Here is a 14,139-nt window from a genome sequence, read left to right as displayed (position 1 = left end):
TGCCTTAAGACCTTGCCAGTCAAGGCAAATTAAAGTATCCTAGATAATAATGTTGCAACAAACGGTGTCAAATCTAAAGAGATAAACAGGAGGCTACCATTACCGATGTCCAAGAAGATTAATTTTGACTACACCAAAGCCCTTTCCTTCTTCAGCCAGACTGAGATTGACTATTTCGCCGCTCCGGTGAAACTGGCCCACGAACAGCTGCATAACAAGAGCGGAGCAGGCTCCGATTACCTGGGCTGGATTGATCTCCCTACAGCGTACGACAAAGATGAATTCGCCCGTATTCAGCAGGCTGCCAAGAAAATTCAAAGTGATTCCGATGTACTGATCGTTATCGGTATCGGCGGTTCTTACCTGGGAGCACGCGCAGCTATTGAGGCGCTTTCTCATTCGTTCTACAATAACCTGTCCAAGGATAAGCGCAAGACTCCGGAAGTTTATTTTGCCGGCAACAACATCAGCTCCACCTACATCACGCATTTGCTTGATCTGGTAGAAGGCAAAGACTTCTCCGTGAACGTAATTTCCAAATCCGGTACGACTACTGAACCGGCAATTGCCTTCCGTATCTTCCGTGCAGCACTAGAGAAGAAATACGGCAAGGAAGAAGCACGCAAACGTATCTACGCAACTACAGACAAGGAGAAGGGCGCACTCAAGAAGCTGGCTAATGAAGAAGGCTACGAGTCGTTCATTATTCCTAATGATGTTGGCGGACGTTATTCCGTACTGACACCAGTTGGCCTTCTGCCAATCGCTGTAGCCGGAATCAACATTGAAGAAATGATGCAAGGGGCCGCAGCTGCAGCGGATGAGTTCAACAATCCGGATGTAGCTACGAACCAGAGCTATCAATATGCGGCAGTGCGTAACGCACTTTACCGCAAAGGCAAGACCACAGAAATCCTCGTGAACTACGAGCCGTCCCTGCACTTTGTATCTGAATGGTGGAAGCAGCTCTACGGCGAAAGCGAAGGCAAGGATTACAAAGGAATCTATCCTTCCTCCGTTGACTTCTCTACAGACCTGCACTCCATGGGTCAATTCATTCAGGAGGGTAACCGCAATATCTTTGAAACGGTTATCCAGGTAGAACAGGTACAGCACCATGTATCGATCGAGTCTGATCCGGATGATCTGGACGGACTGAACTTCCTGACAGGCAAGACAATGGACTTCGTGAATAAGAAGGCCTTCCAGGGAACCATGCTGGCGCACACAGACGGCCAAGTGCCGAACCTGATCGTCACTATTCCTGACCAGACTCCTTATACTTTCGGCTATCTGGTCTACTTCTTCGAGAAAGCCTGCGGCATCAGCGGATACCTGCTGGGTGTGAATCCGTTCGATCAGCCGGGCGTTGAGGCTTACAAGAAGAATATGTTCGCATTGCTGGGTAAACCGGGCTATGAGAAAGAAAAGGCAGAGCTGGAAGCCAGACTAACTGAGTAGTTCACAACATAAATACGGATCATTCATACTAAGGTAAGTCATCAGGGAGCAGTCCATAGGTAACCATTACCTGGGCTGCTCCTAATATATATCAAGTTATCATATGTAGATTAAGGAATGGACAACAAATGCTGGAACAATACAGGACGGTACGTGCTTCCGGTTCACGGGAAGTCGTAATCCGTAAATCACGTTTCATCGGACATGTAATGCCGGTGGAGAGCGAAGAAGAAGCGATGCAATTCATTGATGACATCAAGAAGCAGCACTGGAACGCTACACATAACTGTTCTGCTTATATGATTGGTGAGAGGGATGAGATCCAAAGACAGTCGGATGACGGTGAACCGAGTGGAACGGCCGGGAAGCCGATTTTGGAAGTAATCCGCAGCCAAAAGGTTAAAAATGTCGCTATTGTAGTTACCCGTTATTTCGGAGGCATTATGCTGGGAGCAGGCGGACTGATTCGGGCCTATACAGACGGTGCAGTGCTGGCACTTGAAGCCGGAGAGGTGATCACCCGTGTGCTGAGGCGGGAGGTGTTCGTGAAAATCGAATACACCTGGCTGGGCAAGGTGGAGAACGCGCTGCGGGGCAGAGGCATCCAGACTGGTGAAACTTTATTTACGGATAAAGTTACGCTGCTATGTCTTCCGCGCAATGATGAAGGTGACGCATTTATCGCATGGATAACCGATCTTACCGGGGCGCAAGCCCAGGTTACGGAAGGGCGGCGGCTTTACTACAGCGAAGGGGAATAAATTTATGGCAAGAAGAGCAGTGGAGCAGGAATTGTCGAGGGAGAGGATACTGGAGGCGGCGAGGCATCTTTTTATAACCAAAGGGTACCGGGCCATTTCGATGCGCAGCATCGGCCAGCATCTGGGTTATAGTCACGGTTCTCTCTATTATCACTTCAAAGAGAAAGCTGAATTATTCTACGCAATCGTAGTCGAGGATTTCAATCATGTGGCTACACTGCTGAATCAGGCAATGAGCATGCCCCCTGAAGAGGGAATGACCCGTGTTGAACAGCTGATCATGGAGTTCATCCGTTTCGGGCTGGATCATCCGTACCAGTATGAGATCATGTTCATGATCCGCGATGAAGAGCTGCTTGCCTATTGTAGAGCAGAACAGGGCCGATGTTTCGAGTTGTTTGCAGGTATTGTCCGCCGTCATATGAAGGAAGAGGGATATGTCTCGGAAGACTGGCAAAGTGTACCGCTGACGCTGTTCTTGTCTGCTCACGGATTTATCTCCTATTATATTCAAGATAAGGTGCTGTTCGAAGATGTGAAGCAAGCCGCACTTACGCATGTCAAAGTACTAAGCCGCAGTTTATAATAACTGTTTTTTTTAACAATCCGTACTTTAGAGCGTTGCATTGGTATAACATTGATTGGCGAAAGTGTTATAGAAGCTATAAATAATATAGTGAGCAGCTCCGCAGGAACCGGCGAAGCTGCTTTTCTATAAGCATCATAAGACTGGACTAACCCCCGATGATTTTCAGATAACATTGCCGGTGTCTTGGACCATCGAACTCACAGAAATAGATCCCCTGCCAGCGGCCCAGCAGCAATGCTCCGTCGTGAATGATAATGGTTTGGGAAGGGCCTGCTGTGATTGACTTCAGATGGGAAGCGGTATTACCCTCGGCGTGGCGGTATTTCGGATGTTCCCACGGATAGACTTCATCCAGACGCATCAGCACATCATGTTTCACATCCGGGTCGGCGTTCTCGTTAATCGCAATCCCCGCGGTGGTGTGCGGACAATACACTACAATAATTCCGCTTCGCACTGCGCTTTTCTTCACATAAGACTGGACCTCGCGGGTGATATCCCGTAACTCATCCCGTTTGCTGGTACTGATCTCCATAGTATGAAGCATAATAAACTCCCCTCTCTTACATAGGCAAAATGATTGATATATATACTTTAACCCAAAAGCTACGAAAGTAATTGACGGCAGCAACCGGTGTTTGGTAAAGTAGTGATAACTTTAAACCAAGTATATTAATAGGAATAATTACAGCTTTAAAGACGAGTATACCGACCGGATAGCCGGAGGTGGGAGGCTTAACCATTGAATTCGTTAATTAGACACAAAGGCTGGACCTGGGGATTCCGTACAACTATTTTACTTTATTTTGTAGTGCTGATCGTGCTGCCAATACTCGGTGTCTATTACAATTCATTCTCGCTCGGTATTGGCAGTTTTGTCGAGAGTATTATGGATCCGATTGCCTGGAAGTCGGTCATATTAACGCTTAAGCTGGCGGTGATCGCCACACTCATTAACGTGCTGCTGGGGACGATGATTGCCTGGGTACTTATACGCTATAAATTTCCCGGTAAAGCGCTGCTGAACAGTCTCGTTGATCTCCCGTTTGCTCTGCCTACTGCCGTAGGAGGCCTAATGATTCTGCTGCTGTTGGGTCCGGGAAGCCTGATCGGCGGTTTGGCGGAGTCACTGGGGTTCGAGATTGTTTTTCACCAGCCGGCGATTGTGATTGCCATGGTCTTCGTCACTTTTCCCTTCGTGATCCGGGCGGTGCAGCCGCTGCTGGAGGAGCTGGACGCTTCTGAAGAAGAGGCGGCGTATACGATGGGGGCTAAGCCTAGCCGGGTGTTCCTGCAGGTCATTCTGCCGTCGATGACACCGGGTATGATTGGCGGCGGGATGCTGGCCTTCTCCCGGGCACTCGCTGAATTCGGAGCAGTTGTGCTGGTGGCGGGCAATATTCCTGGTCGGACGCTGGTGTCTTCGGTATTTATTTTCGGCGAAGTTGAGAGTGATAATCCGGTGGGGGCCGCAGCGGTCTCGATCATTCTCCTGACCTTGTCCTTTCTGATTCTCTGGCTGATTAGTCTGCTGCAGATGCGGGGGAGAAGATCATGAGAAGACTCTGGATTATACTGACGTATCTCGTATTCTTCCTGCTGATTGCCGCGCCACTGGGTAAAATGACAATCGGTGCCTTCAGCGAAGGCTGGGGCGGCTTCTGGAATGCCCTGACCCGCCCGGAGGCACTGCACGCGCTGATGATGACGGGGTTCGTGGTGGTCGTAGTGACGCTGTTGAATACGCTGTTTGGCATCATGATGGCCTTGTATCTGGTACGTGCAAATTGGCTGGGACGGCGCCTGAAAAGCCTGCTGAACAGCATCGTTGACCTGCCATATGCGGTATCGCCGGTGATCGGCGGTCTGATGATAGTTCTGCTGCTGGGTCCGGACAGTGCGCTGGGAGTGCTGTTTGAACAAATCGGAGTGAAGATCGTGTATGCTTTTCCCGGAATGGTGATTGCCACATTGTTCGTGACCTTCCCCCTGATGGTGCGTGAGGTGATGCCGGTGCTGCAGGAGATTGGCTCCCAGCAGGAGGAAGCGGCTTCGACGCTTGGTGCGTATGGCTGGACGACCTTCTGGAAAGTTACCTGGCCTTCGATCCGTTGGGCAGTGATCTATGGGGTGATTCTGACGGTGGCCCGTTCGCTTGGTGAATTCGGTGCGGTGCTCGTTGTGTCCGGCAACATTATGAACAAAACGCAGACTGCGACCACGCTCGTCTATCAGGATGTCGAGAATTTCAATGTTACGGCTGCAGGCGGTATAGCGCTGGTGCTGGCCGCATTCTCCGCAGGTCTGCTGCTGTTGATGGAATGGAGCAAGAGAAGAAAGGGTGTGCACTAGTTATGCATGTAGAGGTCCGGGGACTGAATAAGCATTTTGGAGATTTCCATGCCGTGAAGGACGTCAATTTCGGGATTACCAAAGGTCATCTGATCGGACTGCTCGGCCCGAGCGGAGGCGGCAAAACCTCCATCCTGCGCATGCTGGCCGGCCTTGAGACACCGGACAGCGGGGAGATTATTTTCCACGGCAAAACTGTGAATAACCTGCCGCCCCAGGAGCGTGAGATCGGCTTCGTGTTCCAGAACTATGCACTGTTCAAGCACATGACGGTGTTTGAGAATATTGCTTTCGGGCTGAAGGTCAAAAAAACTTCGAAAGATACCATCCGTGACCGCGTGGCCGAGCTGGTGGAGCTTACCGGGCTGAAGGGCTTCGAGAAGCGGTATCCGCATCAGCTGTCCGGCGGTCAGCGCCAGCGTGTGGCTTTTGCCCGGGCGCTCGCGCCTGAGCCGCAGCTGCTGCTGCTGGATGAGCCGTTCGCGGCGATTGATGCCAAGATCCGCCAAGAGCTGCGTTCCTGGCTGCGGGAGCTGATTGAACGTGTCGGTATAACCTCGATCTTCGTTACCCATGACCAGGATGAAGCGATTGAGGTGGCGGATGAGATTATGATCATCAACCAGGGCCGCCTGGAGCAAAAGGGTACGCCGTGGGATATCTACAAGGAGCCGAAGACACCGTTCGTGGCGACCTTTATCGGGGAATCGACGCTGATCGAAAGTGCTTCCGAGCTGAAGGGCTTCAAAGGGGCAGGCGGCGGAAAATTGACCAAGGCGCTGATCCGTCCCGAGTATATCGAGGTGGGCCATCTGCATGAATTCAAAATGGCTTCGGCCACCGAGCAGGGCATTGTGAAGCATCTGCATTTCCGCGGCAGCGAGTGGCTGGTGGAGGTTGAGGTGAACGGACATAAGCTGGTAACGTACCGGTCACTGGAGAAGGAGACGCTGATTCCCGGTCAGCAAATTTCTGTGCTTGTGCACCGCGCCTACCTGTTTAATGATGAGCGGAGCTGGATTCAGGAGAACGGGCTGAAGGAAGACCCGATGCCTGTATTTATTTAATAAATATAACCCGTATGTAATTAAAAATATAAGATGTGGGATGTGTCGCCGGTATGAGGCTTTTCAGAAGGAGCAGACAACTGCACGGCTGGCTGGCTGCCTTAATGCTGGCGGTGCTCACACTGACCGCCGCCGGCTGCGGAAATGAGCAGGAAGGTTCAACTGCTGCTGCGCAGCAGGGGGACTTGACCCTGGTGGTCGGTGCGTACAGCGTAGCGAAGGATGCGATGGGTGAAATTCTGCCCTTGTTCGCGGAGGAATGGCAGGCCAAGACCGGCCAAAAAATTGTATTCCAGGAGTCCTATGAGGCTTCCGGAACCCAGGCGCGGGCGATTGCCGGCGGATTCGAGGCGGATGTCACTCTGCTGGCGATGGAAGGCGATGTTGAGAAGCTGGTCAAAGCGGGCCTAGTGGAGAAGAGCTGGAAGGGACGCGGCGAGGCCGGAATGGTCACACGTTCGGTTGTGGCCCTGGGTACACGGGAAGGCAACCCTAAGGGCATTCATGATTTTGCCGATCTGGCGAAGCCGGGCGTGAAGGTGCTCTATCCGAATCCGAAGACCTCCGGCGGTGCGCAGTGGGACATCAATGCGATCTATGGGGCGGGTCTGAAGCTGTCTGAGGAGCAGGAGGGAGCGAAAGACCCTGTTGCCGCGAAAGCTTTTCTCGAGAGCATACACGCCAACGTAGAATCTCTGGATAAAAGCGGACGTGCTTCGATGGCGGCCTTCGAATACGGGGTAGGCGATGTAATCGTCACTTATGAGAATGAGCTGCTGGCGCGGATAGCCCAAGGGGTAAAGTATGAGGTGATCATCCCGCAGAATACAATCCTGATCGAGAACCCCGCTGCAGTGGTGGACAAATATGCGGATGAGCATGGCACCCGAGAGGCGTCAGAGGCACTGGTGGATTATCTGACCACACCGGAGGCACAGGAGGTCTTCGCCAAATTCGGCTTCCGTCCGGTGAACGAGCAGGTCTATGCGGAGCATGAGAGCCAGTATCCGGTTCCTGCGGGACTGTTCGACATTAACTATCTTGGCGGCTGGAATGAAGTCCGTACAACCTTGTATTCTAAACGCGGGATCTGGTATCAGGTGCTGGCGGGGATTTAGGCGGAGAAAAAGGGATGGTAATAGAAGGTCAGACAAGGATGGATACTGATGGAGACTGAAGGAGATCGGGAGCCGGTGATTCCGCATACTGTGAAGTCTGAGTGACTAGGAGAGCTGTTCTGCGGCCGTTATGCGGTGCAGGACGGCTCTTTGTCTGTCCACGTGTTACGGGCGGAGGGGAAGTAAGAAGCGGGATGCAAGATGCAAAGCGGAGCCTGCTGTTTTATAATAAACAGGTTGATACATTGTGTAATGTGAGGGAGGGCTGGCTTATGGATACATTGGTTTTTGCGGGAACAGGGGATGCCATGGGCGTACCCCGGGTCTATTGCGACTGTGACACCTGTACGGAAGCAAGAACAAGTGGGCGCAATAACAGGCTGCGTTCTTCTGTTCTGATAGATAATGGCAGCAATTTTCTGATGATTGACTGCGGGCCGGATTGGCGGCGGCAGATGGAGCTGCTGGGGCACCGCGGCATGCGCAGACTGCTGGTGACCCATGCCCACTTCGACCATATCGGCGGACTGCCGGAATGGGCGGACAGCTGCCGCTGGATGGGCTACCGGGGTGAACTCTACGCTCCGGCGGAAGTGATTCCCGTCATTCAGCGTCAATACCCGTGGCTTGCCGGACACATCGACATGATTCCCTGCGATGACGGCATTTCACTGGACGGCTGGAGGATCAGTACGTGGCGGGTCAATCATGGCAAGAACGGATACTCGTACGCCTACCGGCTGGAGAAGGAGGATTATGTCTGGGTCTACTGCCCGGACTCCATTTCTCTGGGGCCGGACGAAACGAAGCCTATGCACGGAGCAGATCTGCTGGTGCTGGGGACCAGCTTCTACTACGAGGCAGCGGAGCTGTCCACCCGGTCTGTATACGATATGACAGAAGCGGCAGAGCTGCTGAACATTGTGCAGCCGCGCCGTGCGGTATACACGCATATGTCGCATGACGTGAATCTGGAGAAGGAATATATTTTGCCGGAAAAAGTAACGCTTGCCATTACCGGGATGAGGCTTCCGCTGTATCGGGAGAAACCCTAATCAGCCGGAGCAGCTTGTGATTTCAGCATGGACAATCCTGCCTGTATGTAAAGAAGCTCCGGATGCCCCGGAGCTTCTTTACATACAACCTGTTATTCTTGTCCAAGCAGCTTCTCAGTTTTGGATAAGAAGGTTTCCAGTGCTGAGGCGAAGTCGATATTCATCCGTTCAGCAAGAACCATCAACCACCACGCACATTCCCCAAGCTTATGCTCGAGTTCGGTTACAGTATCCCCTTGAGCCAGCCAGCGCCCCTGCTGGGACATCGTCAGACGGCCCACCAATCCGGCATCCGTCAGAAAAGCAAGCGCATCCTCTTCTACAGTCCACTCTTTACCATGATGCTGCCGCTCCAATTGATGATAAAGCTGTCTGATTTGAGCGGAGCGCAGAGCTGCTTCTTGAATATTCATGTTTCATCCCCTGCTTTCTTTTACCAATATAGCACTCTTAAGTAGACGGCAATATGTCATGTTACAATTACAGAATGGACAGGAGAAGCCTGCGGTGAAAGCTGCTTGTGAATCTGCCCCCGGCTTAATATGACATAATGTAGTCCTATTACATGGCGTATATTGAACTTGTAGTCTTGAACCTGTCAATTTAACCTGGAGAATGAAAAATTGCACATTTAAGCAGATATGGAGTGAGCGCGGGTGAACATGAATATGAGAACTCTGCAGCATGATTTTGAGCTGGATAATGCTATTTTTTTCGGCAGCTATGTTCTGGTGATAACAGATGGGAAGATGACAGGCGGGGGCGTGTGAACGGGTATGATGAACATGAGGTAGTCGTGGGAGGACGTAAACATTCGCGACACCTCTCAACGTTCGTTCTTACGCTACCTCCGCAAATTGAAATCGACTTTATATAATGAGTACGGATGCACGGCAGCAGCTTCCTTTCGTTCTAGCCTCTGAAGGGATCATCGCTGATTCCGGCATCCAGCACAATCCGGGCGTACTCCTTAGCGCTGAATAAGGAATGGTCCTTATAGTTGCCGCATTCCAGTGCAGAGACCGCAGGAACAACCTCTGTATCCAGTACTTTATGAAGAACCTTGGTTAGCGCGGCAGCGACGTCAGCAGGATTATGCTCATCCCAGATAATCAGATAGAAGCCGGTCCGGCAGCCCATCGGAGAGATATCGATAATGCCCTCCAGCTCATCCCGCAAATAGGTGGCCAGCAAATGCTCCAGCGTATGGACAGCGGCAGTAGGCAATGCGTCTGCATTCGGCTGCAGGAAGCGCAAGTCATATTTCTGAATCGTACTGCCCTTCGCATTCTTCTCCGTACCGGCAATCCGCACATAAGGGGCTTTTACCTTCGTATGATCCAATTGGAAGCTTTCAACCTTCGCCATCTTCTTCCTCTTCCCTTCTAGCTTTTCATATCAAATTATCACACCGGATAAAAGAAGTAAACCTGTATTGACCCGTACTCTCAGCGTCCCTCCAAGAGATACCCCGTCAGTTTCAGTCTCAAGACCGATCTCTGATTCCGTCTGCCGACGCTGGGGAAGAGTCCTCCAGTTCTGTAAACTGAAGTCATAATAGGCAATAGAGTTAAGAATGAATAGAGGGGTCTGGCATTTTTATGCAACTAATGTGTATATTTCTTTATTTTCAAGAAGAGTAGGACGCACTATAATAACGATATTCTAATGGAATATTTTAAAAGATAAGGATTTATATGCTTCCCGCCTACAAATATCCTTAGCTTTCTCGCTGAGACAGATGCCGTCATCCAAAGGACGGCGTAGCCGTTTCGCTTGTAATTTCATTAAATCGATTATCGTGGAGGGTGAAATTGAATGAGTGAGAATATGGTTCCGATTCTGCTGGATATCCCGGAGAGCTTTGAAACCGAGCGCCTGCTTGTCCGGGCTGCGCAGCCGGGGGACGGTGCTGAGATGAATGAGGCCATCGGGGAGAGCCTGAAGGAATTGCAGCCGTGGATGCCCTTTGCCCGAAGCATGCCTGCGGTGGAAGAGACCGAGCGATTTGTCCGGGAGTCGCGGGTAGCGTATCTGAAACGCTCTACGCTGAATATGCAGATCTACAGCAAAGCGGAAGGGAAGTTCATCGGCAACATTGGCCTGCATCACATTGACTGGGAGGTCCGCTGCTTCGAGACGGGATACTGGATCAGAAGCTCGTGCGCAGGCAACGGATATATTACGGAAGCGGTGAACGGGATTACGGATTTTGCTATCCGTGAGCTTGGGGCTAACCGGATTGAAATCCGCTGCAGTGCGCGGAATAAGCGGAGTGCCGCTGTCGCCGAGCGTGCAGGGTTCACACTGGACGGCATTCTGCGCAAAAGCACCCGCGAGACGGACGGGGAGCTCCACGACAGCAAGGTATATGCTAAGGTGCGTGGTACAGAATTTTAAAGGGAGATGATGATGTGAAGAAGAAGGGTGCTTTCGCCAGATTAAGTACATACATGCTGAGGCATAAGCTGACTTATACCATATTGCTGCTCGTTACCCTATTCAGTATCGTACTTGATCTCACGATGGCCTGGTTTCTGGCCCGGATTACAGATGCTGCGGTCCGTCTGGATGTGGAGGCCTTCGAAGGTCTAGCCTGGTTCGGGGTTATATTCTTGGCTGTTGCCGGAATTAATACGTTTCTCAGTATGTATCTCAAAACCAATATATCAGCCAAAATCAGAAATGAGCTGCGGCAGGATATGATGGGACATACGCTGGCCTTGCCGCAGTCGTATTTTGACCGTAATCATTCGGGCGATCTCTTGTCCCGGTTCACGAATGACAATCAATCGGTCGGTGAAGCCTGCGGACAGGTCATGATGGACCTGCTGCGCAATCCGCTGCTGGCGGTGGCATCCTTCGCCTATCTGATCTATATTAATTGGCTGCTTGCACTGATCTGTCTGTCCGTAGGACCGCTGTTGTTCCTGACCGGCAAAGTATTTGGTAATGCGATGCGTGCCAACAGTGTACGGGTGCAGGAGAGTATGAGCAAAACGACGGCTTTCCTGAATGATATTCTGGGCAGCAGCATGGTGTTCAAGGCCTTCTCAATGGAGCGAAGACTGCAGAAGCAATATGTGGGATACAGTGAGAGCATTGCCTCCGGAGAGAAGAAAAAGGCGAGAATCGAAGGGGCAACGGGGGCTCTTTCCGCTGTGCTGGGTAACCTTACCTTTCTCCTGGCGCTGGTCATTGCCGGATGGTTCGTGGCCAACGGAAGGCTTGAGGTCGGAGCGATGATTGCCTTCATTCAACTGATGAATTATCTGGTAGGGCCGTTCTCGGTACTGCCGGGGCTGGTTGCTTCCATGCAGCAGTCGCTGGGTGCGGCGCAGCGGATTTTTGAAGTAATGGATGCTCCTGTTGAGGTTGATGCACTTCCTCACCAGCTGGTGGAGCAGCCGGATTTCAGGGTATTGCAGCTCTCAGATCTGTCATTCGGATATCCGGAGAGTGAGAAGCTGAGTCTAAACAAGGTTAGTCTGGAGCTGACGCAAGGGAAACAGATGGCGGTGGTTGGCCCGAGCGGCGGCGGTAAATCCACACTGTTCAAGCTGCTGCTCGGTTTCTACAAACCGGATGAAGGCGAAATTTCAATCAATGGCCAGCCGATTGGCGGGATGCCGCTGGAACAGCTGAGAAGTTATTTTGCCTATGTACCGCAGGAGTCGGGGCTGTATACGGGAAGCATCCGTGACAATATCGAGAGCGGCAAGCCGGAGGCAACGGAAGAAGCGATTATTGAAGCGCTGCGGCAGGCGAATGCTTATGAGTTCGTAATGGAATTGCCGGACGGCATTCACACGGATATTGGGGAGCATGGCTCCAGATTGTCCGGCGGGCAGAAACAGCGCCTGTCCATTGCCAGAGCGATGCTGAAGAATGCGCCGATTCTGCTGCTGGATGAAGCTACGGCTGCGCTCGATAACGAATCGGAGAAAATGGTCCAGCAGGCGATCCGGAAGCTGATGAAGGATAAGACAACACTTGTCATTGCCCACCGCCTCACAACCATTCAGAATGCTGACATCATTCTGGTGATGGAGAACGGGGAGTTTGTAGAGCGGGGCAGACATGAGGAGCTGCTTGCTGCAGAGGGGCGATATTCCGGTCTGTATCATTCGCAGCTGGACGAAGAAGTGGCGTCAGAGGGGCTGGAGAGCTGTAAGCCTGGTTTACAGCCAGCGGGAAGTGTGGAGTATGAGAAGCCGGGTCTGGAGATCGCGGTAGGCGAAGCCTAATATCAAGGGATCAATATAACTGTCTTCAGGGTAGCCTACGGCCTTCCCGAAGCATAAACAGCGGGTTTCCGGTTATGGGGGCCCGCTGTTTTTGTCGGATTTTTTTGTTGCGAATGACAGTTCTCACATACAGAGCCAGTAGTCACAAAATATAATAAAAGCAGATTATAAATTTTCGATCTATTCCTCATCAACCCCCTCTAGTACAAACATACGCTGTTGGTTTTGCAGTTCCTTATGGAAGAGCTTTTTAGAATTATACAAAAAGCAGAAATGTGCAAATCACACCCGGCATGTAACCCTCATATGCAGCATAATCATTAGTAATTCATTGTTTATTCCAACCTGTTCGATTGACAGAAGATTGAGAGAAAGGTAATTCACCAAATAGCCAGCATAGGGAATGGAGGAATACGCCCTGATGGAGGTATTGCTCGGCAAATTAGTTGAGCAGAATGAGCTGACTAAGGAAGAAATTATGTATTTCCTTAAGAATCTAACTCCTGATTTCAAGCATCGCTTGTACATTCTAGCGGCACAAACTAGAAAGAAACACTATAATGAAAGCGTTTTTTTGCGAGGCTTAATAGAATTTTCAAACTTCTGTAAACAGGATTGCCTATATTGCGGCCTGCGCAGGTCCAACTCTAGGGCTAGTCGTTACCGGCTGACCGAGGAGGAAATTCTGGAGTGTGCGGCAGAGGGCTATCGTCTGGGATACCGTTCGTTTGTCTTACAGAGTGGAGAGGATTTTTACTTCACGGAAGAACGGATGATCCGCTTAGTCACGAGCATGAAGGATCAGTATCCTGATGCAGCAATTACCTTGTCCATTGGAGAACGAAGCGAAGCATTTTATCGTGCGCTTTTTGATGCAGGGACTGACCGATACTTGCTAAGGCATGAGGCAGCCTCACGCTCGCTTTACGAGTCTTTGCATCCAGGGATGTCGTATGATAACCGCTTGAACTGTCTGCGGACTCTCAAGGAGATTGGCTACCAGGTTGGAGCCGGTTTTATGGTTGGACTTCCGGGTCAGACCTACGAGCATCTTGCAGAGGATCTGCTATTTCTGAAAGAACTTCATCCGGAAATGATAGGCATAGGTCCATTCATCCCGCATAGCGCAACACCGCTTAAAGATGCTCAAGGTGGAACTGTTGAGGACACGCTCGTGATGATTGCCATGGCAAGATTGCTCGTTCCAGATGCTCTTATGCCTGCTACCACGGCAATGGGAACTCTGGATAGAGAAGGCAGGGAGAAGGCGCTTTTGGCAGGAGGAAATGTTGTTATGCCTATTCTGTCACCGCTGAAGGTTCGCGAGAAATATGCCTTGTATGAGAACAAGATTTGCACGGGTGACGAAGCTTCACATTGCAGGAACTGTATTGAAATGAGAATCGCAGCCGCTGGATTTAAGATTGAACTCAGTAGAGGGGATCACTGCAGCTTCATTCGCACACCAGATAAAAGCTAATGCTGTGAA

14 protein-coding genes are annotated in these 14,139 nt (G+C 51.0%); 11 read left to right on the top strand and 3 right to left on the bottom strand.

Annotation, left to right across the window (positions count from 1 at the left end):
• Positions 1 to 105 precede the first annotated feature (105 nt).
• The 3 genes from MKZ24_RS31275 to MKZ24_RS31265 all read left to right on the top strand — a co-directional run bounded on the left by MKZ24_RS31275 (position 106) and on the right by MKZ24_RS31265 (position 2,808).
• The gene (locus MKZ24_RS31275; protein ID WP_340789693.1) at positions 106 to 1,461 is read left to right on the top strand and encodes a glucose-6-phosphate isomerase; all 1,356 of its coding nucleotides are present in this window, start codon (positions 106 to 108) and stop codon (positions 1,459 to 1,461) included.
• Between the two features lie 128 nt (positions 1,462 to 1,589).
• Entirely contained in the window at positions 1,590 to 2,222 is a 633-nt protein-coding gene (locus MKZ24_RS31270; RefSeq protein ID WP_340789691.1) for a YigZ family protein, read from the top strand.
• 4 nt (positions 2,223 to 2,226) lie between these two features.
• The gene (locus MKZ24_RS31265) at positions 2,227 to 2,808 is read left to right on the top strand and encodes a TetR/AcrR family transcriptional regulator (protein WP_039296452.1); all 582 of its coding nucleotides are present in this window, start codon (positions 2,227 to 2,229) and stop codon (positions 2,806 to 2,808) included.
• A 148-nt stretch (positions 2,809 to 2,956) separates the two neighbouring features.
• Here the strand turns inward: MKZ24_RS31265 and MKZ24_RS31260 are convergent, their stop codons facing one another.
• Entirely contained in the window at positions 2,957 to 3,358 is a 402-nt protein-coding gene (locus MKZ24_RS31260) for a secondary thiamine-phosphate synthase enzyme YjbQ (protein WP_042233266.1), read from the bottom strand.
• Positions 3,359 to 3,553: 195 nt separating this feature from the next.
• Between MKZ24_RS31260 and cysT the strand changes: the two genes are divergently transcribed.
• The 5 genes from cysT (at position 3,554) to MKZ24_RS31235 (ending at position 8,403) form a co-directional block, all read left to right on the top strand.
• The gene (gene cysT / locus MKZ24_RS31255; protein ID WP_340789688.1) at positions 3,554 to 4,369 is read left to right on the top strand and encodes a sulfate ABC transporter permease subunit CysT; all 816 of its coding nucleotides are present in this window, start codon (positions 3,554 to 3,556) and stop codon (positions 4,367 to 4,369) included.
• Positions 4,366 to 5,163 carry a sulfate ABC transporter permease subunit gene (locus tag MKZ24_RS31250; RefSeq protein WP_340789686.1) on the top strand — a complete coding sequence of 266 codons (798 nt, stop codon included), beginning with the start codon at positions 4,366 to 4,368 and terminating at the stop codon, positions 5,161 to 5,163. Before cysT ends, MKZ24_RS31250 begins: the two co-directional genes overlap by 4 nt.
• 2 nt (positions 5,164 to 5,165) lie before the next feature.
• On the top strand, positions 5,166 to 6,230 hold the full coding sequence (locus MKZ24_RS31245) for a sulfate/molybdate ABC transporter ATP-binding protein (RefSeq protein ID WP_042233272.1): 1,065 nt from the start codon (positions 5,166 to 5,168) through the stop codon (positions 6,228 to 6,230).
• 53 nt (positions 6,231 to 6,283) lie between these two features.
• Positions 6,284 to 7,348 (top strand): sulfate ABC transporter substrate-binding protein, encoded by a 1,065-nt coding sequence (locus MKZ24_RS31240; RefSeq protein WP_340789684.1) that lies wholly within the window; start codon positions 6,284 to 6,286, stop codon positions 7,346 to 7,348.
• Between the two features lie 272 nt (positions 7,349 to 7,620).
• Positions 7,621 to 8,403, top strand: coding sequence for an MBL fold metallo-hydrolase (locus MKZ24_RS31235; RefSeq protein WP_340789682.1), 783 nt, complete (start codon positions 7,621 to 7,623; stop codon positions 8,401 to 8,403).
• A 92-nt stretch (positions 8,404 to 8,495) separates the two neighbouring features.
• On the opposite strand, the gene MKZ24_RS31230 is transcribed toward MKZ24_RS31235, so the two are convergent.
• Positions 8,496 to 8,816: a MazG-like protein gene (locus MKZ24_RS31230; RefSeq protein ID WP_340789680.1), complete on the bottom strand. Its 321-nt coding sequence runs from the start codon at positions 8,814 to 8,816 to the stop codon at positions 8,496 to 8,498.
• A 499-nt stretch (positions 8,817 to 9,315) separates the two neighbouring features.
• The gene (locus tag MKZ24_RS31225; protein WP_042233279.1) at positions 9,316 to 9,771 is read right to left on the bottom strand and encodes an S-ribosylhomocysteine lyase; all 456 of its coding nucleotides are present in this window, start codon (positions 9,769 to 9,771) and stop codon (positions 9,316 to 9,318) included.
• A 450-nt stretch (positions 9,772 to 10,221) separates the two neighbouring features.
• Between MKZ24_RS31225 and MKZ24_RS31220 the strand changes: the two genes are divergently transcribed.
• The 3 genes from MKZ24_RS31220 to hydE all read left to right on the top strand — a co-directional run bounded on the left by MKZ24_RS31220 (position 10,222) and on the right by hydE (position 14,130).
• On the top strand, positions 10,222 to 10,803 hold the full coding sequence (locus MKZ24_RS31220) for a GNAT family N-acetyltransferase (protein WP_042233281.1): 582 nt from the start codon (positions 10,222 to 10,224) through the stop codon (positions 10,801 to 10,803).
• 14 nt (positions 10,804 to 10,817) lie between these two features.
• Positions 10,818 to 12,650, top strand: a complete 1,833-nt coding sequence (locus MKZ24_RS31215; protein ID WP_052416042.1) for an ABC transporter ATP-binding protein — start codon at positions 10,818 to 10,820, stop codon at positions 12,648 to 12,650.
• A gap of 421 nt (positions 12,651 to 13,071) precedes the next feature.
• A complete protein-coding gene (gene hydE / locus MKZ24_RS31210) occupies positions 13,072 to 14,130 on the top strand; it encodes a [FeFe] hydrogenase H-cluster radical SAM maturase HydE (protein WP_042233283.1) in 1,059 nt (352 codons plus the stop codon).
• The last annotated feature ends 9 nt before the right edge of the window (positions 14,131 to 14,139 follow it).

This window comes from Paenibacillus sp. FSL R7-0297 (assembly GCF_038009025.1).
Taxonomy (GTDB): domain Bacteria; phylum Bacillota; class Bacilli; order Paenibacillales; family Paenibacillaceae; genus Paenibacillus_AQ.
The sequence above is the reverse complement of the archived record's forward strand: the minus strand, read 5'-3'. Positions and strand labels throughout refer to the sequence as shown.